Source organism: Bosea sp. BIWAKO-01 (genome assembly GCF_001748145.1).
Classification (GTDB): domain Bacteria; phylum Pseudomonadota; class Alphaproteobacteria; order Rhizobiales; family Beijerinckiaceae; genus Allobosea.
Genome location: NZ_BCQA01000001.1, coordinates 3,124,245 through 3,146,344 on the forward strand (window position 1 = coordinate 3,124,245; position 22,100 = coordinate 3,146,344).

The following is a 22,100-nucleotide window of genomic DNA, read 5'->3' on the forward strand; positions in this document are numbered from 1 at the left end:
CCTTTGAATAGATCGCCGGATTTTCCCGGTCGTTCTTGCCCCGTGTTCGGGAGCCGCGCCGCCCCATGCCGGCTTCGGCCTTAGAGAAATTCCCTCCGCATTGGCGTGAAGGAATCGATCAACTGCCCGGCCTCGATGGCGACGACGCCATGGACGAGGTTCTCGGGCACGAAGAAGCTGTCGCCGGCGGCAAGCCTGCTGGTCCTGCCGTCAATCGTGACGTCGAAGACGCCACTCTCGACATAGGACGCCTGGCGATGCGGGTGCTGGTGCGCCTTGCCAATGGCTCCGGCCTCGAAGACGACGCGAACCACCATCAAGTCGGGCCCGTAGGCCATGATCTTGCGCTTCACGCCGGGCTCGGTCGCCTCCCAGGCGACGTCGCGCTCATGCTGGAAGAAGGAGTTGAGACGCTCGCTCATCGTGCCAGCCAGCCTCCATCGACGGGGATGATCGCGCCATGCACGTAGGCCGCGGCGTCACTTGCGAGGAAGACGGCGGCGCCGCCGATATCCGAGGGCTTGCCCCAGCGACCAGCCGGGATGCGGGCAAGGATGGCGGCGTTGCGGTCGGCATCCGCGCGCAGGGCCTGCGTGTTGTTGCTCTCGACATAGCCGGGGGCGATCGCGTTCACATTGATGCCATGCTGAGCCCATTCGCAGGCCAGCAGCCGGGTCAGGCCGGCAAGTCCGCTCTTGCTCGCGGTGTAGGAGGCGACGCGGATGCCGCCCTGGAAGGAAAGCAGCGAGGCGATGTTGACGATGCGTCCGGTGCGGCCGGCCGCGAGCGCCGCCTTCGCAAAGGCCTGGGACAGGAAGAAACTCGCCTTGAGGTTCACATTCATGACCTCGTCCCAGTCGCTCTCGCTGAAATCGAGGGCGTCGGCGCGGCGGATGATGCCGGCATTGTTGACGAGGATATCGAGCGGGCCGGCGGCTTCGCTGGCTCTGGCGACGGCCTCGGCCGCGATCCCGGATTGCTGCAGATCGACGGCGAGCGGCAGGCAGTGTCCGCCGGCATTGGTGATCATTGCCACCGTTTCGGCCATGGATGAGCGGCCGGCGGCAACGACCGTGGCTCCGGCCTCGGCCAGTGCCAGCGCAATGCCTTGGCCGATGCCGGTATTGGCGCCGGTGACGAGCGCCGTGCGCCCGACGAGATCGAAGGGCGCTCGCGCAACCATCAGCGCAGCATCTCGACGGGCGCGGCGTCCATGTCGGTGAACTCGACATTGTCGCCGGCCATGGCCCAGACGAAGGCGTAGTTCGAGGTGCCGCAGCCGCAATGGATCGACCAGTTCGGCGAAATCACCGCCTGCTCGTTGGCAACGAGCAGATGCCGGGTTTCGGTCGGCTCGCCCATGAAGTGGAAGACGCGGTGGGCCGGGTCGAGGTTGAAATAGAGATAAGCCTCCATCCGCCGCGTATGAGTGTGGCAGGGCATGGAGTTCCAGACCGAGCCGGGCTCGAGTGCCGTCATGCCCATGACGAGCTGGTTGGTGCCCGTCGTGTTCGGCATGATGTATTGCCGGATAGTGCGCTTGTTCGAGGTCTCGGCTGAGCCGAGATGCAGCGTGTTGGCATCCGACTGACGGATGAGCTGATGCGGTGCTTCGCGATGGGCGGGGGCGCTGGTCAGGTAGAACTTGGCCGGGTTGGCCGGATCGGCGCTGGAGAAGCTGACCTCCTTTGCGCCCAGTCCGACATAGAGCGCGTCGAGGTTCGGCAATTCGAACGGCTTGCCGTCGACGCTGACCGTGCCGGCGCCGCCGATATTGATCACCCCGAGTTCGCGGCGTGCCAAGAAGAAGGGCGTGCCGGTCGGGGCGAAGGGATCGAGCGTCAGCGGCCTGCTCACCGGGGTCGCACCGCCGACGATCATGCGGTCGTAATGGCTGTAGGTCCGCGTCAGTTCACCGGGCACAAAGAGGCGCTCGACCAGGAAATCCTGGCGCAGCGCCTCGGTGTCGTAGCGCCTCACATCGCGTGGATGTGCGGCCTGGCGTTCGTCGATCGAGCTCGCTGCGCTGGTCACAGGCGGTAGGCCTCCTTGGCCAGGCGATAGGCGAGGTCGTAGGCGACTTCTGCCGCCTCGTCCTCGCCGAGGCGGTGCTCGGCGACGAGCTTGGCGAGATAGGTGCAGTCGCAGCGGCGAGCAACGTCGTGACGGGCGGGAATCGAGAGATAGGCGCGCGTGTCGTCATTGAAGCCGACGGTGTTGTAGAAGCCTGCGGTCTCCGTCGTGAGCTCGCGGAAGCGCAGCATGGCTTCCGGCGCGTCAAGGAACCACCAGCCGGGTCCAAGCTTCAGTGCGGGATAGTGGCCGGCAAGCGGGGCGAGCTCGCGCGAGTAGACGGTCTCGTCCAGGGTGAAGGCGATGACGGTCAGGTTGGGTTCGTTGCCCACCGCATCGAGCAGCGGCTTCAGCGCCGAGACGTAATCCACGCCGCGCGGGATATCGCAGCCCATATCGCGGCCAAAGGTTTCGAACAGCGTCGGGTTATGATTGCGGACGGAGCCGGGGTGGATCTGCAGGACGAGGCCGTCATCGAGGCTCATCTTCGCCATCTCGGTGAGCATCTGACCGCGGAACAGGTCGGCATCCTCGGCCGAGAACTTGCCCTTCAGGATCTTGGCGAAGAGTTTTTCGCACTCGGCCTGCGAGAGATTTGCGGTGCGTGCGGTGGCGTGGCCATGGTCCGAGGACGTCGCGCCGCGCTGCTTGAAATAGGCCCTGCGGGCGCGGTGGGCGGCGAGATAGCCGGTCCAGCTCGTGGCATCTTCACCGGTCAGCTCGCCGAACTGTACCAGATTGTCCCTGAAGCCCTCGAATTCGGGATCGACGACGCTGTCGGGTCGATAGGCCGTGATGACCTTACCGCCCCAGCCCGATTCCCGGATCATGTCGTGCCATTTCAGGTCGTCGAGCGCGCCCTCGGTGGTCGCGATCGCCTCGATCTTGAAGCGCTCGAACAGGGCACGGGGACGAAACTCCGGCTGCTCGAGCTTTTCGGCGATGCGGTCGTAGATGCGGTCGGCATTCTCCGGGCTCAGGCGCTCGTTGATGCCGAAGACGCCGGACAGGGCATGCTCGAACCAGAGCCGGGTCGGCGTGCCGCGGAACAGCCGCCAATGGCTGGCGAAGAGCCGCCAGATCGTGCGCGGATCGGTCTCGACCGGGCCGCCATCCTTGCGGGCGATGCCGAGCTGTTCGAGCCTGACGCCCTGCGAGTAGAGCATCCGGAAGATGTAGTGGTCGGGCTTGACCAGCAGCGTCGCCGGATCCGGGAACGGGTTGTCCTCGGCGAACCAGCGCGGGTCGGTATGGCCGTGTGGCGAGATGATCGGGAGATCGCGAATCCCGGCATAGAGACGGCGCGCGATGCCTCGCGTCACCGGGTCGGCAGGAAACAGGCGATCATCGTGCAGCAACATCAGCAATCTGTCCCGACAGGCCCGTGACTATGCGGGCGAGAAGCGTAACGGATCAATATACTAATATACTAGTATGTCAAAGGTGATTGTGGTAGCGCCTAGGAACGGCAGCGCTCTCAGGGCTTAGGCAGGAGCGTTCGGGAGACATAGGTGGCTGGGACGGGACGATGAATGAGCTCGCAGGCGGCCGCGGCCATGCGGCGGATAATCGACGCGAGCGGCGCCCCCTGGGACGGGTCGTGGCTCCCGCCGGGCGCTCGACGGCCGCTTCGCTGGTTCAGGACGATCTCCGACGCGCCATCCTCGCCATGGAGCTGAGGCCCGGCGTGCCGCTCTCCGAGAAGGAGCTGACGGCGCGCTTCGGCGTCAGCCGTACCCCGGTCCGTGAAGCGCTGATCCGCCTCAAGGAAGAGGGGCTGGTCGAGATCTTTCCGCAGGCAGGGACTTTCGTTGCGCGCATCCCGACCGGGGCTATTCCCGAAGCGGTCTTCATCCGGCAGGCGCTGGAATGCGCGACCGTGGAGCTGCTTGCCCGCATCGCAACGCCGGAGACCATTGCCCGGCTCGATGCAACGATCGCGCGCCAGCACGAAGCCTTCGATATCGGCGATCAGGAGAATTTCCATCTCGCGGACGAAGCCTTCCATGAGACGTTGGCCGATGCCGCGGGGTATCCCGGTATCTGGAAAATCGCACAGGCGGCGAAAAGCCAGATCGACCGCTGCCGACGCATGACCCTGCCGGTGCCCGGGCGCATGGCGATGGTGATCCGCGAGCACTTGTCGATCGTCGATGCCATCCGCAAGGGCCGCGCCACCGAGGCGGCTGCGGCGATGCGCACCCATCTCGGCACGCTCCTGCCCGATCTCGTGCATCTTCAGGCAACGCATCCGGATTACTTCGTCTGACGCGATCGATCTGTCGCGTGGACGAAACGGAAGAGCCGTCTTGCGCCGGGCCCATCTCCCGCGCCATCTTGCGCCGCGACATGCATGGGAGTGGCTGATGACGACGCGGCGTGACCTTCTTGCCGGAGCAGGCGCAGCCGCGCTGGCGGCCCAGTTGCCTCTCGTTGCTCTGGCGCAGGCCAAGGACAGCGTCATCATTGCGATGACGCTGGAACCGCCGACGCTCGACCCGACCTCGGGCGCGGCGCAGGCGATCCGCGAAGTCACCTTGCTGAACATCTTCGAGGGCCTGGTCAAGATGGACCGGACCGGCAAGATCGTGCCCTGCCTCGCCGAGAGCTGGGAGATCGCGCCCGACAATATCACCTACAGCTTCAAGCTGCGGCGGGGCGCGACGTTCCATGACGGCACTCCGTTCAGCTCCGAACAGGTCAGGTTCTCGTTCGAGCGGGCCGTGGCTCCGGAATCGACCAACGCCCAGCGCCAGCTGTTCACGCCGATCGCCGAGATCGCGACGCCTGATCCGGCGTCCGTGGTCATCAGGCTGAAACAGCCGACGGCGAATTTCCTCTACGGTCTCGCCTGGGGCGATGCTGTGATCGTGGCGCCGGCGAGCGCCGCCAACAACAAGACCAATCCGGTCGGCACCGGCCCGTTCAAGTTCGTGCGCTGGAACCGTGGCGACAGGCTCGAGCTCGAACGCTTCGACGGCTATTGGGGGGAGAAGCCGACACTCGCCAAGGCGACCTTCCGCTTCATCGCCGATCCGCAGGCGCAGGTCGCAGCGTTGCGGGCAGGCGATGTCCACGCGCAAACCAATCTGGCGGCCCCTGAAGCCGTGCCGCAGCTCAAGGCTGATCCCAAGCTCAAGGTCAGCTTCGGCAAGACGGAGGGCGAGGTCATCCTCGCCATCAACAATGCCAAGGCGCCGTTCAACGATCTGCGCGTGCGTCAGGCGATCGCTCATGTGCTCGACCGCAAGACGATCGCGCTCGGGGTCTACGGCTTCGATGTCGACCTGATCGGCAGTCATTTCTCACCGCTGCACCCGGCCTATATCGACCTGACCGGCACCTATCCGGTCGATATCCCCAAGGCCAAGGCGCTGCTGGCCGCGGCCGGTTTCCCGAACGGCTTCTCCTGCACGCTGAAACTGCCCCCGCCGACCTATGCCCGGCGTTCGGGCGAGATCATTGCGGCGCTGTTGGCGCAGATCGGCATCAACGCCTCGATCGAGCCGCTCGAATTCCCGCAATGGCTGGAGCGCGTCTTCCGCGGCAAGGATTTCGACCTGAGTGTGATCGCCCATACCGAACCGCTCGACATCAATATCTATGCCCGCGACGACTATTACTTCCAGTACAAGAACCCCGAGTTCAAGGCGTTGATGGCGAAGATCGACGTCACCCTCGACGAGGGCCAGCGCGATGAGATGTACAGGCAAGCCCAGCGCATCCTGGCGCACGATGCGGTCAACGGCTTCCTCTTCATCCTGCCGAAGATCACGGTGACGGCGGCCGGGCTGGACGGGATGTGGACGGATTGGCCGCTCCCGATCACGCCGCTTGCCGAGGTGCGCTGGCGCTAGGTCGTGCTGTCGTTCCTGGCGCGCCGGTGCGTGGCGCTTGTCGCCACTCTGCTTGGTGCGGCGCTGGTGATCTTCATCGCGCTCGAGGTGCTGCCGGGCGACCCGGCTGCCGTGACGCTTGGGCTCAATGCGGCTCCGGAGGCGCTGGCGGCCCTGCGCCTGGAGATGGGGCTCGACAAGCCGGCGCCGGTCCGTTTTCTCGCCTGGATCTCGGGCCTCCTGACCGGCGATCTCGGCCTGAGCTACACCTATCGTGTGCCGGTGGCGCAGCTGATCGGCGAGCGGATGGCCGTGACGCTGCCATTGGCGCTGGCGGCGATCATGCTGGCTACATCGATCGGCGTGCCACTTGGCCTGCTCGCCGCGGCCAATCATAACCGGCCGACCGATGCGGCCGTGATGGTCTTCGCGCAGCTCGGGCTGGCTGTTCCGAATTTCTGGTTCGGCCTCTTGCTCGTGCTGCTTTTCGCCATCGGGCTCGGCTGGTTTCCGGCTGGCGGCTTTCCGGGCTGGCAGGCCGGGCCGGCTGCTGCCGTGAAGGCGCTGCTGCTGCCGGCCTTCGCGCTCGCCCTGCCGCAGGCGGCGATCCTGGCCAGGGTGACGCGCTCCTCGATGCTCGACACGCTGCAGGAGGATTTCGTCCGTACCGCTCGCGCCAAAGGGCTGGCCGAGCCAGTCACGGTCGTCAGGCATGCTCTGCGCAACGCCTTGATCCCGGTCGTTACCATCATGGGGCTGCAATTCTCGGTGCTGATCGCCGGCGCCATCATCATCGAGAATGTCTTTGCTCTGCCGGGGCTTGGGCGTCTCGTCTTCCAGTCCATCACCCAGCATGACCTGATCGTGGTGAAGGACCTGGTGATGCTGTTTGCCGGCCTCGCCATCCTGGTGAATTTTGCGGTCGAGCTCGTCTATGGGCTGATTGACCCGCGTCTGAGGGAGACGTCGTGACACCGGCCGGTGCGTCTGTCCCGGTTTCGGCGAAGCGCTGGTGGACGGGGCCCTCCTTCCTCATCGGCTTCGCGCTGACCGGCATCATCGTTGCGGGGGCGCTGCTGTCCTATGTCTGGACGCCCTATCCGCCGACGCAGATGGTGATCCTCAATCGCCTGAAGCCACCTTCGGCAACGAACTGGTTCGGGACCGACCAGTTCGGTCGCGACGTCTTCTCGATGATCATGGTGGGCGCCCGCAACTCGCTGGCGGTTGGACTCGGCGCGGTCGGATTCGGTCTGGTGCTGGGCACAACGCTCGGCCTGCTGGCCGCGATCCGGCGCGACGGCTTCCTCGACAACCTGATCATGCGCACGGCCGATTTCACCCATGCCTTCCCGGCGGTGCTGACCGCGATCATGATCACGGCGATCGCCGGGCCGGGCATGCTCAACGCCATCGTCGCGATCGGCATCCTGAACCTGCCCTATTTCGCGCGCCTGGCGCGCGGGGTGGCGATTCAGGTCTGGACGCGGGATTATATCCAGGCGGCGCGGGCGGCCGGGCTCGACAATGTGCAGATCAGCTTCCGCCATGTCCTGCCGAATGTTGCCGGCGTCATCGTCGTACAGGCGACGATCCAGTTCGCGCTGGCGATCCTGGCGGAGGCGGGGCTGTCCTATCTCGGGCTCGGCACGCAGCCGCCGAATCCGTCCTGGGGACGCATGCTGAACGAGGCGCAGACCTTCATGGCGGTGCAGCCATGGCTCGCGATCTTTCCGGGCGCTGCGATCGCCGTCGCAGTGCTCGGCTTCAATCTGCTCGGCGACGGTCTGCGCGATGCCATCGACCCCCGCCTGCGCCGAAGCCGCTGAGTTATGATGAGGATGAGACGATGACCGATCTTGCCGATCTGAGCGCGACGGAGCTTCTCGCCGGCTATGCCGCACGGACATTCTCGCCGGTCGAGGCGACCGAAGCGGTGATCGCACGGATTACCGCATGGGAGCCGCAGCTCAAGGCGCTCTATGCCTATGAACCCGACGCTGCGCGGGCGATGGCGAAAGCCTCCGAGATGCGTTGGCTGAAGGGAGAGGCACTGGCTCTCGACGGGGTGCCCGGCACGATCAAGGAGAACATCGCGACCAAGGGCGTGCCGGTGCCGCTCGGCACGGCCGCGCGCGATCTCGAACCGGCCTTGGCGGACGCACCGCCGGCGGCGCGGCTGCGGGAGGCCGGCTGCGTCATCCTCGCCAAGACGACGATGCCCGATTACGGCATGCTCTCCTCGGGATTGTCGAGCTTTCATGAGCTCGCCTGCAACCCCTGGGACCTGACCAAGAATCCTGGCGGCTCCTCGGCGGGCGCGGGCGCGGCGGGGGCTGCGGGCTACGGGCCGCTTCATGTCGGCACCGATATCGGTGGCTCGATCCGCCTGCCGGCCGGGTGGTGCGGGCTGGTCGGCCTCAAGCCCAGCTTTGGCCGTGTGCCGATCGACCCGACCTATTACGGCCGCGTCGCCGGGCCGATGACCCGCTCGGTCGCGGATGCGGCTCTGATGATGCGGGAGCTGTCCCGGCCGGACAGGCGCGATGGCATGAGCCTGCCGCCACAGGAGATCGACTGGCTGGCGCTGGAGTTTGACGTCAAGGGCTTGCGGCTGGGGCTCCAGCTCGATGCCGGGGTCGGGCTTGCCGTCGAGCCGCACACCCGGGCCGCAATCGAGGCGGCCGCAAGGGCCTTTGCGGCAGCCGGCGCAACCGTTGAGCCGGCTGCGCCCTTCCTGACCCGCGAAATGCTGGATGGGCTCGATGATTTCTGGCGGCAGCGCGCCTGGGTCGACATCGGCGGCCTGTCGGATGCAAGGCAGGGACGTGTTCTGCCCTATATCTACGCCTGGGCCGAGGGCGGCCGGAACCTGAGTGGCGAAAGAGTCTATCGCGGGATGAGCCAGATGCTGGCGATGCGCGATGCGGCGCTGAAAGCCTGCGCTCCGTTCGATTTCGTGCTGTCGCCGGTTTCTCCTGTGCCGGCCTATGCGGCTGAGCTGGCCTCGCCCATTCACGACCCTGAGCGACCCTTCGAGCACATCGCGTTCACGGTCTCAGCGAACATGTCCGATCAGCCGGCGGTCTCGGTCCATGCCGGGCTCACGCCCCAGGGGTTGCCGATCGGCTTGCAGATCACCGGGCGGCGGTTCGATGATCTCGGCGTGTTGAGAATGGCGCGAGCCTGGGAGAGCCTGCGTGGCAGCGAGGTGCCGTGGCCTGCGCCACCGCAGACCCCGTGATCCGACCCTCTGCGTTTGCATCGGCTTTCCCGAAAGCCGCAATCCACTATTGGGGCGATGCTTCAGAACAGCGCGGTCGGCGCGAACTGTGCCAACAGCATCAGGGCGAAGCTGAGCAGACCGAGGCCGGCGCCAGTCACTGCCAGCATGGTTACGCCGGTGATGATCGCAGCCGAGGAAATCACGATCGCGATCTGAAGCAGGCCTGAGACGATGTCGTATTTGTCGTCGCGGGCCGCTGCGATGTCGCGCACGGCTTCGGCCGTCTTGGCACGCACGACCAGCTCCTTGCGCCCTTCATTGGTCTCAGGCTCGGAATCGTAGCGCGCAATGGTCTGTTTCCAGCCATCGATGCGCTTCTGCATGCGCTCGCGGGTGGCCGGTTCCGTCGCGGCTGCAAGATCGACCTCCATCGCCTCGACGGCCGTGCGCAGCGTCGTGCCGCGGATTGTCTTGGCCTGGAAGAATGACCAGAGGTTCGAGGCCTCGATGTTCTTGGAAATCGATTCCTGCTCGGCGTTCTTGCCGCCGATTTCTGAGAAGGCCAGCATCAGGGCGAGCATCGCGATGAGCAGGGCGATGCGCTTGTTGCTGCCGCTCGCGGCGGTTTCGGTGACGTCGGCTGCTGGCGAAGACATGTGATTCTGGTTCCCCCCGGAGACGGCGCGCAATGGCCGGGTTCCGTGGCGGAATCAAGAGGGTTCGCTCGCCCCGGGGCTCTTATCGTTGGGCGCGGGGATGGGCCGCATCATAAGCCGCCATCAGACGGGCCGAATCGATGCGGGTATAGATCTGCGTCGTCGAGAGAGACGCGTGCCCGAGCAGTTCCTGGATGGCCCTCAAATCGCCGCCGCGACCGAGCAGATGTGTCGCGAAGGAATGACGCAGGCTATGCGGGGTGGCAGACGAGGGCAGGCCGAGCGCGCCGCGAAGACCCTCGACAGCGAGCTGGATGATGCGGGGCGAAAGCGGCCCACCCTTGGCGCCGAGGAAGAGCGGTCCCTCCGGCGGCAATCGCCAAGGGCAGAGCGAGAGATACTCCTCGATCGCGGTGACCACGACCGGCAGAACGGGCACCATGCGGGTCTTCTGGCCCTTGCCGATCACGGTCAGCGTATCCGATGCGCTCCTTGGTGCCTGTGCGCGCGACAGCGCGAGCGCCTCGGAGATGCGCAGGCCGCAGCCATAAAGCAGAGCGAGCACGGCTGCGTCCCGTGCCAGGATCCAGGTTTCACGGTCCTCGGCGGCGCGGATATCCGCTTGCGTCACGGCCTTCGCGGCCTTGGCATCAAGCGGCCGCGGCAGCGATTTTCCAATTCGGGGCCCGCGCGTCGCGGCAAAGGCCGAGGCTGTGAGCTTGCCGGAGCGTTCTCCGAAGCGGGCAAAGGAGCGCAGCGACGCAAGCTGGCGCATCAGAGTGCGGTTGCCGACGCCGTCGCGCCGACGCTGCCCGAGAAAGGCGCGCAGGTCGAGCGGCTTCAGCGCTGCCAGATCTGAGAGGGTTGGCTTGCCGCCGAAATGGCCGTCGAGAAAGGTGGAGAACTGCGCAAGATCGCGGCCATAGGCCTCGAGCGTCTTGGGTGAAAGACGGCGCTCACTCGCGAGATGGACGAGCCAGTTTTGGCGCAGGGTCTCGAAATCGGTCATCGGCGTCCCGTGTGGTCTGCGTCGAGCATGACGCCTCTGCCTTAACAGGGACCGAATCGATGCTAGACACGGGCGCATGAGCGAGGTTGAGGCAGGCATCGAAACAGGCGGCACGGTCGACGTGCTGATCCCACTCGCGCTCGATCAGGCCTATAGTTATGCGGTTCCAGGCGGGCTCGCGCTTAAACCCGGCGATATCGTGCAGGTGCCGCTGGGCCCGCGCGAAACCATTGGTGTCGTCTGGAGCCTGGGCTCGGGGCGTGGCGGCAACTTGAAGCGCGTCAGCGCCAAGGTGGACATGCCGCCGCTGGATCCGGCCCTCATGAGGCTGGTCGACTGGGTTGCCTGGTACACGCTTGCGGCCAAGGGTTCGGTGCTGGCGCTTGCGCTGCGGCGGCCGCCCGATGATACGCCGGAACGACCGAAGATGGGCGTCCGACTCGTCGGGCGGCCGCCGCAGCGCATGACGCCGGCCCGGGCGCGTGCCATCGCGGCGGCGGAGGGTGGCCTGCTGATCGCGAAATCGGCGCTGGCCGAGACGGCCTCGGTGAGTGGCGCGGTGATCGATTCGCTCGTCGATGCGGGAACCTTTGCCATCGAGGCGCTGCCACGTGGTGAGGTGGTCGACGTTCCCGATCCGGATCACGCGCGACCGGCCCTGTCGGCGGGACAGGCCGAGGCGGCGACGGCACTGGTTGCGTCCGTCAAGGCGGCGGGCTCCGGCGTGACCCTGCTCGAAGGCGTCACGGGATCGGGCAAGACGGAGGTCTATTTCGAAGCTGTGGCGGAGGCGATCCGGCTCGGGCGCCAGAGCCTGATCCTGATGCCGGAAATCGCGTTGACGGCGCAGTTCATCGACCGCTTCGAGGCCCGGTTTGGCGTGCGGCCCGGGCTCTGGCACTCGGCGGTCTCGGGGCGGCGGCGGGAGCGGCTGCAGGCGGCGATCGCAAGCGGCGAGGCGAGAGTGGTGGCCGGCGCGCGCTCGGCCCTATTCCTGCCCTACCGCGATCTCGGGCTGATCGTCGTCGATGAAGAGCACGAGGCCGCCTACAAGCAGGAGGACGGCGTCAGCTATCATGCCCGCGACATGGCGGTGGTGCGCGGCATGATCGAGAAGGCGCCGGTCATCCTCACCTCTGCGACGCCTTCGCTGGAAACCCGCGTCAATGCCGAGCGCGGGCGCTATGCCTATCTGAAACTGCCGGAACGTTTTGGCGGGCGGGAATTGCCGACGCTCGATCTGGTTGACCTCAAGCGCGACAAGCCCGAACGCGGGCGCTGGATTTCCGGCGCGCTCGTCAACGCCATCACGACCAATCTGGAGGCGAAGGAGCAGTCGCTGCTGTTCCTGAACCGCCGCGGCTATGCGCCTCTGACGCTCTGCCGTGATTGCGGTCACCGGTTCCAATGCCCGAACTGCTCGGCCTGGCTGGTCGATCATCGCTTTCGCCGCGCGCTAGTCTGCCATCATTGCGGCCATGTCGAACGCCGGCCGCATGAATGCCCGGCCTGTCATGCGCCGGAAAGCCTCGCGGCCTGCGGACCCGGTGTCGAACGGCTTGCGGAAGAGGTCGCGACGCTGTTCCCCGATGCGCGTTCGATCGTACTCTCAAGCGATTTTCCCGGCGGTACCGAACGGCTGAAGCAGGAACTGATGGCAGTGGCGGAGGGGGAGTTCGATATCGTCATCGGTACGCAGCTCGTCGCCAAGGGGCATAATTTTCCGGGGATGACACTGGTCGGCGTCGTCGATGCCGATCTCGGCCTGACCTCTGGCGATCCCCGCGCGGCCGAGCGAACCTTCCAGGTCCTGCGACAAGTGACGGGGCGGGCAGGCCGGGGCGAGAAACCAGGCCGGGCCCTGCTGCAGACCCATGATCCCAGCCATCCGGTGCTCAAGGCGCTGATCTCGGGCGACCCGGAGCGGTTTTATGCCGCAGAGGCGGCGTCTCGTGAGGCCGCCGGCCTGCCGCCCTTTGGACGTCTTGCCGGATTGATCGTCTCCGCCAAGAGCCAGGCGGAGGCCGAAAATCATGCCCGCGCACTGGCGCGCTGTGCGGCGCCACCGGACGGAGTCGCCGTTCTGGGCCCCGCAGAAGCCCCTCTTGCCGTGCTGCGGGGGCGGCATCGCATGCGTTTGATCGTGAAAACGGCACGTGAGGTCAATCTGCAGGATTACCTGCGTGCCTGGCTGAAGAACGCTCCGCGAGCGAAGGGTTCCGTCCGGGTTCAGGTCGATGTCGACCCGCAAAGCTTCCTGTGAGTGCAGGGCCCGGCTGCGGAAAACGGCCCCGTTGATCGCGATCTACGGATTGCGCCCCCCAAAGCCTCATGTTAGTGCACCGCCACATTTCGGACGCAAGGTGCGCACTCGCGCGGTTTTCGTCTGTCTGAAACATCGCAGCGCCAGGACGATGCACTCCACCTTCATCAGGAAGGTCGCCGGTGCAGTCCATTGAACGAGAGATGTGAGCGTGGCTGAAGGCGGATCGCAGGATCAGACATTGGTGTCGGGCGTAGCCGGGCGCTATGCCACGGCGTTATTCGAACTGGCTTCGGAGGCCAGTGCGATCGACGCCGTTTCGGCCGATCTCGACGCATTCAGCGCGATGATCGCCGAGAGCGACGATCTGAAGCGGCTGATCAGCAGCCCGGTCTTCACGGCCGAGGAGCAGGTCTCTGCGATCACCGCCCTGCTGGCCAAGGCGGGCATCGGCGGTATCGCCGGCAATTTCATCGGTTTCGTCGCCAGCAAGCGCCGGCTGTTCGCGCTGCCGGGCATGATCAGCGGTTATCGTGCGCTCGTCGCCGAAGCCAAGGGCATCGTCAGTGCCGAAGTCACGGTCGCCGAGGAGCCGTCGGCCAAGCGCCTCGACGAGATCCGCGCGACGCTCAAGGATGTGGCGGGCAAGGATGTTGCCGTCGCTATCAAGGTCGATCCGGCCATCATTGGCGGTCTCGTCGTCAAGATGGGCTCGCGGATGGTCGACGCCTCGCTGAAAACCAAACTCAATTCAATTCGTCTTGCCATGAAAGAGGTCGGCTGATGGAAATCCGCCCCGCTGAAATCTCCGCGATCCTGAAGGCTCAGATCAGCAATTTCGGGTCGGAAGCCTCCGTCACCGAAGTCGGTCAGGTTCTCTCCGTCGGCGACGGCATCGCCCGCGTCTACGGCCTCGACAAGGTTCAGGCCGGTGAGATGGTCGAGTTCGAGAGCGGCGTGCGCGGCATGGCGCTCAACCTCGAGAGCGACAATGTCGGCGTCGTCATCTTCGGCTCCGACCGTGAGATCAAGGAAGGCCAGACGGTCAAGCGCACCGGCGCGATCGTGGACGTTCCGGTCGGCAAGGAGCTGCTCGGCCGCGTCGTCGACGCGCTCGGCAACCCGATCGACGGTAAGGGCCCGATCAAGGCAAAGACCCGTTCGCGCGTCGACGTGAAGGCGCCCGGCATCATTCCGCGCAAGTCGGTGCATGAGCCGATGGCGACCGGCCTCAAGGCGATCGACGCCCTGATCCCGATCGGCCGTGGCCAGCGCGAGCTGATCATCGGCGACCGCCAGACCGGCAAGACCGCCGTGGCGCTCGACACGATCCTCAACCAGAAGGCCCTGAACGAAGGCAATGACGAGAGCCAGAAGCTCTACTGCGTCTATGTCGCCATCGGCCAGAAGCGTTCCACCGTCGCGCAGTTCGTGAAGGTGCTCGAGGAGCGCGGCGCGCTCGAATACTCCATCGTCGTGGCGGCCACCGCCTCCGATCCGGCCCCGATGCAGTTCCTGGCTCCGTTCGCCGGCTGCGCCATGGGCGAGTATTTCCGCGACAACGGCATGCACGCCGTCATCATCTATGACGATCTGTCGAAGCAGGCCGTCGCCTACCGCCAGATGTCGCTCCTGCTGCGCCGGCCGCCGGGCCGCGAGGCCTATCCGGGCGACGTGTTCTATCTCCACTCCCGCCTGCTCGAGCGCGCCGCCAAGATGGGCGACGAGGCCGGCAAGGGCTCGCTGACGGCGCTGCCGGTCATCGAAACCCAGGCCAACGACGTGTCGGCCTACATTCCTACCAACGTGATCTCGATCACCGACGGTCAGATCTTCCTCGAGACCGACCTGTTCTACCAGGGCATTCGCCCGGCCGTGAACGTCGGCCTCTCGGTTTCGCGCGTCGGTTCGGCCGCGCAGACCAAGGCGACCAAGAAGGTTGCAGGCAAGATCAAGGGCGAGCTCGCGCAGTATCGCGAAATGGCTGCCTTCGCGCAGTTCGGTTCGGATCTCGATGCGGTCACGCAGCGCCTGCTGAATCGCGGTGCCCGCCTGACCGAGCTCCTGAAGCAGGGGCAGTTCTCGCCGCTGAAGATGGAAGAGCAGACGGTCGTGATCTATGCCGGCGTGAATGGCTATCTCGACCCGCTGCCGGTCAACAGGGTTCGCGCTTTCGAGGACGGCCTGCTCGCGCTGGTGCGCGGCAAGCATATCGCCCTTCTCAACGAAATCCGCGACACAAAGGATCTTTCGGACGCGAGTGCCGCGAAGCTGAAAGAGATCGTCGCTGATTACGCCAAGTCGTTCGCTTGAGGTCGACCGGGGTCTCATCACCCCGGCAATATGAGGATCGTCGATGCCTTCATTGAAGGATCTGCGAAATCGTATCGCCTCAGTGAAGGCGACGCAGAAGATCACCAAGGCCATGCAGATGGTCGCGGCTGCCAAGCTGCGCCGCGCCCAGAGCGCGGCGGAAGCGGCGCGTCCCTATGCCGAGCGCATGGAGACGGTGCTTGCCAGTCTGGCTGCCGGTGTCGCCGGTGACGGCGCTCCAAGGCTGATTGGCGGCACGGGCTCGGACAAGGTCCATCTGCTCGTCGTCTGCACGGCCGAGCGCGGCCTGTGCGGCGCCTTCAACTCCTCGATCGCGCGTCTGGCGCGTGACAAGGCGCTGGCGCTGAAGGCCGAGGGCAAGACGGTCAAGATCATCTGCGTCGGCAAGAAGGGCTATGACATCCTGCGCCGGCAGTTCGAGCAGGACATCATCGAGCTGGTCGACCTGCGCGGCTTCAAGCAAGTCGGCTTCGTCAATGCCGAGTCGATCGCGCAGAAGGTCCTGGCACGCTTCGACGCTGGCGAGTTCGATGTTGCGACGCTGTTCTTCTCGAAGTTCAGGTCGGTGATTTCGCAGATTCCGACGGCCCAGCGCATCATTCCGGCCGAGATTCCGGCGGGGACCAAGACGACCGACGCTGTCTACGAGTACGAGCCCGACGAGGGCGAAATTCTCGACGTTCTGCTGCCGCGCAACCTGACTGTCCAGGTGCTGCGGGCGCTTCTCGAGAATGCCGCCTCCGAGCAGGGCGCGCGCATGTCGGCGATGGATTCCGCCACGCGTAACGCCGGTGAGATGATCAAGAAGCAGACGCAGCTCTACAACCGCTCGCGTCAGGCGATGATCACCAAGGAACTCATCGAAATCATCTCTGGCGCGGAAGCGCTCTAACGCCTGAAGGGCCTGCGCGGCGCTTAAGCCCGCAGGCTTGTCCGTAAAGCTGAACGCTCATCGAGGTTCGACCATGGCCAAAGCCGCAACCAAGACCACCAAGACCAAGACCGAGAAGTCCGCCAATACCGGTACGGGCCGCGTCGCTCAGGTCATCGGCGCCGTCGTCGACGTGCAGTTCGATGGCGAGCTGCCGGCGATCCTGAACGCGCTCGAGACCACGAACCTGGGCAATCGCCTGGTTCTGGAGGTTGCACAGCACCTCGGCGAGAACACCGTGCGCTGCATCGCTATGGATTCGAGCGAAGGTCTGGTCCGTGGCCAGGAAGTCAGCGACACCGGCGCGCCGATCGCGGTTCCGGTTGGCGACGAGTGCCTCGGCCGCATCATGAACGTCATCGGCGAGCCGGTCGACGAGGCTGGCCCGATCAAGACCTCCACCACTCGCGGCATCCACCAGCCTGCGCCGAGCTATGCCGAGCAGGCGACGGAAGCGCAGATCCTGGTCACCGGCATCAAGGTCGTCGACCTGCTGGCTCCCTATGCGAAGGGCGGCAAGATCGGCCTGTTCGGCGGCGCCGGCGTCGGCAAGACCGTTCTGATCATGGAGCTGATCAACAACGTCGCCAAGGCCCATGGCGGTTACTCGGTGTTCGCTGGCGTCGGCGAGCGCACCCGCGAGGGTAACGACCTCTATCACGAGATGATCGAGTCGGGCGTGAACAAGAAGGGCGGCGGCGAAGGCTCCAAATGCGCCCTCGTCTATGGCCAGATGAACGAGCCCCCGGGCGCCCGCATGCGCGTCGCTCTCTCGGGCCTGACCGTCGCCGAGGATTTCCGCGACCGCGGCCAGGACGTGCTGTTCTTCGTCGACAACATCTTCCGCTTCACGCAGGCCGGCTCGGAAGTGTCCGCGCTGCTCGGCCGTATTCCGTCCGCGGTGGGCTACCAGCCGACGCTGGCGACCGACATGGGCAACCTGCAGGAGCGCATCACCACCACCAACAAGGGCTCGATCACCTCGGTGCAGGCGATCTACGTGCCGGCGGACGATCTGACCGACCCGGCGCCGGCCACCTCCTTCGCCCACTTGGACGCCACGACCGTGCTTTCGCGCTCGATCGCGGAAAAGGGCATCTACCCGGCGGTCGACCCGCTCGACTCGACCTCGCGTATGCTGTCGGCCGCGATCGTCGGTGACGAGCATTACAACATCGCCCGCCAGGTCCAGCAGATCCTCCAGCGCTACAAGGCCTTGCAGGACATCATCGCGATCCTGGGCATGGACGAGCTCTCGGAAGAGGACAAGCTCGCCGTCGCTCGCGCACGCAAGATCGAGCGCTTCCTGTCGCAGCCCTTCTTCGTCGCCGAAGTCTTCACCGGCTCGCCCGGCAAGCTCGTTGCGCTCGAGGACACCATCAAGGGCTTCAAGGGGCTGGTCGAGGGCAAGTACGACCACCTCCCGGAGGCGGCCTTCTACATGGTCGGCTCGATCGACGAAGCAGTCGAGAAGGCCCAGCGCCTGGCTGCCGAAGCGGCGTAATCCGCTGGGGCAACGGCTGTCCGGGGTGGCGTTGAGCCAGCCCCGGAGAGCCTCGCCCGAGCATCGACGACACAGGCCTTGGCCTGGATCCCGGCTCCACGCTGCGCTCCGGCCGGGATGACTGAAGCAGCGGGAGAGCCCTTGATGGCCACCTTCAAGTTCGAACTCGTCTCGCCGGAGAACATCCTGTTCTCGGGCGACGTCGTCAGTGTCATCGTGCCGTCGGTCGAGGGCGAGATGACCATTCTCGCCGGCCACGTGCCGATCGTCGCCGCGCTGAAGCCGGGTATCGTCCTGGCTCAGACCGGCCCCGGCAACGGCAAGGAGTTCTTTGTCGGCGGCGGCATTGTCGAGGTCAACCAGACCGCGCTGACGATCCTGGCCGAGCAGGCACGCTTTATCGAGGACGTCGACAACGATGTTCTCGACGCGGAAATCCTGACGGCTGAGACCCGCCTCGCGGCAGCCCCGAACGAGGACGAACAGCGCCGCCTGCAGGAGCTGTTGATCCAGCTCCAGGAGTTCAAGGGCATGTTCCAGGAGCGCAAGGCTGCGTGAGATCGCGTATCCTGAGATGACATTGGGGCCGCGCGAGCGGCCCTTTTTCTTGCCTGCTGCGTCCCGAGGTCACGCCGGGCTGGCGAAATGGCCGAAGGCCTCTACCACGCGCTCATAGGTCGGGCGCTTGAACGGCGTCACGCGCGCGGGCATCTCGGCCAGCGGCAACCAAGCCCATTCGGTGAATTCCGGCGGGGAAGCCCCGTTCGGGCGGCCGATATCGATCGCTGACTCGTTGCCGGTAAAGCGGAACGCGACCCAGCGCTGCTCCTGCCCCGCGAAACGATCGAGCCGATGCGGCGGCCCGTCATAGGGCGGGAAGTCGTAGCGCCACCACTCCGCGGTGACGCCCAGAAGTGCGGCCTCGCTGATGCCGGTTTCCTCGGCCAGCTCGCGTCGCGCCGCTGCGACGATCTCCTCCGCCGGATCGATGCCGCCCTGCGGCATCTGCCAGTCACGCCCGGCGTGGACGATCTCCGGGCCGTCGCTCCATGAGCGTCCGGCAAAGACCAGCCCCTGTGCATTGAAGAGAGCGATGCCGACATTGGGCCGATAGGGTTTGTCCATCGGCCCTGCTTCCCTCATTCGCCCATTGCGATCAAGCTGGCATTGCCGCCAGCCGCGGCCGTGTTGACCGTGACCGTCTGCTCCGTCGCGAAACGGGCGAGATAATGCGGGCCGCCAGCCTTGGGGCCGGTGCCGGACAGGCCGTGGCCGCCAAAGGGCTGCACGCCGACGACGGCGCCGATGATGTTGCGGTTGATATAGACATTGCCGGTAGAGAGCCGCTCGGCGACCCGCTCGACCGTGGTCTCGATGCGTGAATGCACGCCGAGCGTCAGTCCATACCCGGTGGCCTCGATCTGCTCGATGACCTTGTCGAGCTCCCCGGCCTTCCAGCGCACGACATGCAGGATGGGGCCGAAATGCTCCTGGGTGAGGTCGGAAATGCCGTCGAGCTTGACGATATGCGGTGCGACAAAGGTGCCGCCGAGCGCCGGCGTGCTGCCGGCCCATTCGACCCGGCCCTGGGCGCGCATCGCAGCGACATGATTGTCGAGCCGGCTCTTGGCGGCGGCATCGATCACCGGACCGACATGAACGTCGATGGCGCGCGGATCGCCGAGCTTCAGCTCCTTCCCGGCACCGACGATCATCTCGAGGATCTTGTCGGCGACATCCTCCTGCACCACCAGGAGGCGCAGCGCCGAGCAGCGCTGCCCGGCCGAGCGGAAGGCCGACATCACGACGTCGTCGGCGACCTGCTCCGGCAGGGCGGTCGCATCGACGATCATGGCGTTGAGGCCGCCGGTCTCGGCGATCAACGGGACGATCGGCCCGTCCTTGGCGGCGAGCGTCCGGTTGATGGCGCGCGCCGTTGCCGTCGAGCCGGTGAAGGCGACGCCGGCCACGGCGGGATGAGCGACGAGTCGGGCGCCGACCTTGCCGTCTCCCGGCACGAGATGCAGGGCGGAGGCGGGAATGCCGGCATCATGGAGCAGGCGGACGGTCACGGCGGCGATCAGTGGCGTCTGCGGGGCCGGCTTGGCGACGACGCTATTGCCGGCGACGAGCGCCGCAACGACCTGGCCCGAGAAGATGGCCAGCGGGAAATTCCAGGGCGCGATGCAGACGAACGGCCCGCGTCCGCGCAGGATGAGGCGGTTCTCCTCACCCGTCGGGCCGGGCAGCACCTGCGGCGTGGCGAAATGCGCTTCTGCTTCGGCCGCGTAGTAACGGCAGAAATCGACGGCCTCGCGCACCTCGGAAATGGCATCGTCAAGCGTCTTGCCGGCTTCGGCCTGGAGCAGCGCGAGCAGCAGGCCGCGGCGTTCCTCCATCAGGTCTGCAGCCTTGCGCAGGGCGGCGGCGCGCGTCCGGGCCGGGGTGCGGTTCCAGTTGGTGAAGCCGGCCTGGGCTGCCTCGATGGCGCGATCGGCCAGGGCATCATCGGCTTCCAGGACGGTCCCGACCTGCCGGGCATCGATCGGGGACAGGACGGGGCGGGAGACGCCACCGGCCGGCTTGCCGTCGATGATCACCGTCGCCTCGGGGAACGGCTTGGCTGCTGCCTTGCCGATCTCCGACTGAAGCGCGGCGAGGCTGGCCTCATGCCCAAGCTCGACGCCGGCCGAGTTCTTGCGCGAGGCGCCAAACATGTCGGCGGGAAGCGGAATGCGGCGATGGCGAGCCGCCGCCGAGGTGCCGATGATGTCGGCAGGTGGCACGAGCAACTGTGCGACCGGCACGTCAGGGTCGCCGGACACGCTGACGAAGGAGGAGTTCGCACCGTTCTCGAGCAGGCGACGCACGAGATAGGCGAGCAGATCCTGATGGCCGCCGACCGGGGCGTAGGTGCGGCAGGCGAAGCCGGAATCCTCCTGGAGCAGCTTCTCGTAGAGCGCCTCGCCCATGCCGTGCAGGCGCTGGAACTCGAAGCCCTGGGAGCCACCCGCCATCTCGGCGACCGCTGCGACCGTCAATGCGTTGTGGGTGGCAAATTGCGGAATGATGCGTGGACGCAAGGCCAGCAGCTGCGCGGCGCAGGCCTCGTAGTTGAGGTCGGTCATCGCCTTTCGGCTGAACACGGGGTAGTCGGAAAGGCCGCGCTCCTGGGCGCGCTTCAGCTCGGTATCCCAGTAGGCGCCCTTGACCAGGCGCACCATCATGCGGCGGTTGTGTCGCTCGGCCAGGGCCGCGATATGGTCGATCACCGCCGAGGCGCGCTTCTGGTAGGCCTGGATCGCGAGGCCGAAACCGTCCCAGCCGGCGAGCGACGGATCGGCCGTCACCGCATCAATGACGTCGAGCGAGAGTTCCAGCCTGTCGGCTTCCTCAGCGTCGATCGTGAAATTCAGGTCGTAGCCCTTGGCCTGCTGGGCCAGCTTGATGACCTTGGGCACGAGTTCGCTCAGCACGCGCTCGTGACTGGTGGCGTCATAGCGCGGATGCAGGGCCGAGAGCTTGACCGAGATGCCAGGCCGGTTCGGCAGAGGCTCATTGCCGGCCGAGCGGCCGATCGCGTCGATGGCGGCGGCGTAAGAGGCGAAGTAGCGGTCGGCATCGGCCTGGGTGCGTGCGCCTTCGCCGAGCATGTCGAAGGAATAGCGATAGAGCTTGCCGCTGCCCGAGCGAGCGCGCTTCAGTGCCTCCTCGATGGTCTGGCCGAGCACGAAATGATTGCCCATGACACGCATTGCCTGGCGGGTGGCGGTGCGGACGGCCGGCAGTCCGAGGCGCTTCGACAGGTTGCCGATGATGCTGGTCGGTGTCTCGCCCGGCTGGATGATGCGGGCAGTGATGCCAAGCGCCCAGGACGAAGCCGAGATCAGGAAAGCATCCGACTTGGATTCGTGATGGGCGAAATCACCCTGGCCCAGCTTGTCCTCGATCAACTGGTCGGCGGTCGTGGAATCCGGCACGCGCAGCAGCGCTTCGGCCAGAACCATCAGCGCAAGCCCCTCCTTGGTCGAGAGTGAGTACTCGCGCAGGAGTTCTTCGATGCCACCCAGGCCGACCTTGCGGGTTCGGATGGCCTCGATCAGCCCGGTCGCGCGCTGGTCGATTCTCGCCTTGGCCGCCGGTTCGCGCCTGGCGCCGGCAAGCAACCGTGCCGCAATCGTCGCATCGTCTTCGGCATAGGGGGCCCGGAAGGCGTAGCGAGCAGACGTGGCGACCGGACGGGGGGCAGGAGCGGCCATGGAGCGATT

19 protein-coding genes are annotated in these 22,100 nt (G+C 66.0%); 11 read left to right on the plus strand and 8 right to left on the minus strand.

Annotation, left to right across the window (positions count from 1 at the left end):
- Window positions 1-80: 80 nt before the first annotated feature.
- Genes BIWAKO_RS14385 through uxaC form a run of 4 tightly spaced genes read right to left on the minus strand, consistent with a single transcriptional unit; the run spans window position 81 to window position 3,434 of the window.
- Window positions 81-422, minus strand: coding sequence for a cupin domain-containing protein (locus BIWAKO_RS14385; RefSeq protein WP_069879241.1), 342 nt, complete (start codon window positions 420-422; stop codon window positions 81-83).
- Window positions 419-1,183 carry a 2-dehydro-3-deoxy-D-gluconate 5-dehydrogenase KduD gene (gene kduD, locus BIWAKO_RS14390; protein WP_069879242.1) on the minus strand — a complete coding sequence of 255 codons (765 nt, stop codon included), beginning with the start codon at window positions 1,181-1,183 and terminating at the stop codon, window positions 419-421. Before kduD ends, BIWAKO_RS14385 begins: the two co-directional genes overlap by 4 nt.
- Window positions 1,183-2,034: a 5-dehydro-4-deoxy-D-glucuronate isomerase gene (kduI, locus tag BIWAKO_RS14395; RefSeq protein ID WP_244523447.1), complete on the minus strand. Its 852-nt coding sequence runs from the start codon at window positions 2,032-2,034 to the stop codon at window positions 1,183-1,185. The genes kduD and kduI overlap by 1 nt, the downstream gene beginning before the upstream one ends.
- Window positions 2,031-3,434, minus strand: coding sequence for a glucuronate isomerase (uxaC, locus tag BIWAKO_RS14400; protein ID WP_141740086.1), 1,404 nt, complete (start codon window positions 3,432-3,434; stop codon window positions 2,031-2,033). The genes kduI and uxaC overlap by 4 nt, the downstream gene beginning before the upstream one ends.
- Before the next feature lie 167 nt (window positions 3,435-3,601).
- Here uxaC and BIWAKO_RS14405 point away from each other — a divergent pair, with 167 nt between their 5' ends.
- From BIWAKO_RS14405 to BIWAKO_RS14425, 5 genes are all read left to right on the plus strand, one after another.
- Entirely contained in the window at window positions 3,602-4,342 is a 741-nt protein-coding gene (locus BIWAKO_RS14405) for a GntR family transcriptional regulator (protein WP_084651394.1), read from the plus strand.
- Window positions 4,343-4,439: 97 nt separating this feature from the next.
- Complete coding sequence (locus tag BIWAKO_RS14410) at window positions 4,440-5,930, plus strand: ABC transporter substrate-binding protein (RefSeq protein ID WP_069879243.1); 1,491 nt, start codon at window positions 4,440-4,442, stop codon at window positions 5,928-5,930.
- 3 nt (window positions 5,931-5,933) lie between these two features.
- Complete coding sequence (locus tag BIWAKO_RS14415; RefSeq protein ID WP_069879244.1) at window positions 5,934-6,881, plus strand: ABC transporter permease; 948 nt, start codon at window positions 5,934-5,936, stop codon at window positions 6,879-6,881.
- Window positions 6,878-7,738, plus strand: a complete 861-nt coding sequence (locus BIWAKO_RS14420; RefSeq protein ID WP_069879245.1) for an ABC transporter permease — start codon at window positions 6,878-6,880, stop codon at window positions 7,736-7,738. The genes BIWAKO_RS14415 and BIWAKO_RS14420 overlap by 4 nt, the downstream gene beginning before the upstream one ends.
- 20 nt (window positions 7,739-7,758) lie before the next feature.
- Complete coding sequence (locus BIWAKO_RS14425) at window positions 7,759-9,153, plus strand: amidase (RefSeq protein ID WP_069879246.1); 1,395 nt, start codon at window positions 7,759-7,761, stop codon at window positions 9,151-9,153.
- A 62-nt stretch (window positions 9,154-9,215) separates the two neighbouring features.
- Here the strand turns inward: BIWAKO_RS14425 and BIWAKO_RS14430 are convergent, their stop codons facing one another.
- Window positions 9,216-9,791, minus strand: a complete 576-nt coding sequence (locus BIWAKO_RS14430) for a DUF4337 domain-containing protein (protein ID WP_069879247.1) — start codon at window positions 9,789-9,791, stop codon at window positions 9,216-9,218.
- A gap of 82 nt (window positions 9,792-9,873) precedes the next feature.
- Window positions 9,874-10,800 (minus strand): tyrosine recombinase XerC, encoded by a 927-nt coding sequence (locus BIWAKO_RS14435; protein ID WP_069879248.1) that lies wholly within the window; start codon window positions 10,798-10,800, stop codon window positions 9,874-9,876.
- 76 nt (window positions 10,801-10,876) lie between these two features.
- Here BIWAKO_RS14435 and BIWAKO_RS14440 point away from each other — a divergent pair, with 76 nt between their 5' ends.
- The 6 genes from BIWAKO_RS14440 to BIWAKO_RS14465 all read left to right on the plus strand — a co-directional run bounded on the left by BIWAKO_RS14440 (window position 10,877) and on the right by BIWAKO_RS14465 (window position 18,390).
- On the plus strand, window positions 10,877-13,063 hold the full coding sequence (locus BIWAKO_RS14440) for a primosomal protein N' (RefSeq protein ID WP_069879249.1): 2,187 nt from the start codon (window positions 10,877-10,879) through the stop codon (window positions 13,061-13,063).
- Window positions 13,064-13,274: 211 nt separating this feature from the next.
- Entirely contained in the window at window positions 13,275-13,847 is a 573-nt protein-coding gene (locus BIWAKO_RS14445) for a F0F1 ATP synthase subunit delta (protein WP_069882495.1), read from the plus strand.
- Window positions 13,847-15,376 carry a F0F1 ATP synthase subunit alpha gene (gene atpA, locus BIWAKO_RS14450; RefSeq protein WP_069879250.1) on the plus strand — a complete coding sequence of 510 codons (1,530 nt, stop codon included), beginning with the start codon at window positions 13,847-13,849 and terminating at the stop codon, window positions 15,374-15,376. Before BIWAKO_RS14445 ends, atpA begins: the two co-directional genes overlap by 1 nt.
- Before the next feature lie 43 nt (window positions 15,377-15,419).
- Window positions 15,420-16,289 (plus strand): F0F1 ATP synthase subunit gamma, encoded by an 870-nt coding sequence (locus BIWAKO_RS14455; protein WP_069879251.1) that lies wholly within the window; start codon window positions 15,420-15,422, stop codon window positions 16,287-16,289.
- A 73-nt stretch (window positions 16,290-16,362) separates the two neighbouring features.
- Window positions 16,363-17,832: a F0F1 ATP synthase subunit beta gene (gene atpD, locus BIWAKO_RS14460; protein ID WP_069879252.1), complete on the plus strand. Its 1,470-nt coding sequence runs from the start codon at window positions 16,363-16,365 to the stop codon at window positions 17,830-17,832.
- Window positions 17,833-17,976: 144 nt separating this feature from the next.
- Window positions 17,977-18,390 carry a F0F1 ATP synthase subunit epsilon gene (locus BIWAKO_RS14465; protein ID WP_069879253.1) on the plus strand — a complete coding sequence of 138 codons (414 nt, stop codon included), beginning with the start codon at window positions 17,977-17,979 and terminating at the stop codon, window positions 18,388-18,390.
- 69 nt (window positions 18,391-18,459) lie between these two features.
- Here BIWAKO_RS14465 and BIWAKO_RS14470 read toward each other — a convergent pair whose 3' ends face one another.
- The gene (locus BIWAKO_RS14470) at window positions 18,460-18,957 is read right to left on the minus strand and encodes an RNA pyrophosphohydrolase (RefSeq protein WP_141740087.1); all 498 of its coding nucleotides are present in this window, start codon (window positions 18,955-18,957) and stop codon (window positions 18,460-18,462) included.
- 14 nt (window positions 18,958-18,971) lie between these two features.
- Window positions 18,972-22,091 (minus strand): bifunctional proline dehydrogenase/L-glutamate gamma-semialdehyde dehydrogenase PutA, encoded by a 3,120-nt coding sequence (gene putA, locus BIWAKO_RS14475; protein WP_069879255.1) that lies wholly within the window; start codon window positions 22,089-22,091, stop codon window positions 18,972-18,974.
- Window positions 22,092-22,100: the final 9 nt, after the last annotated feature.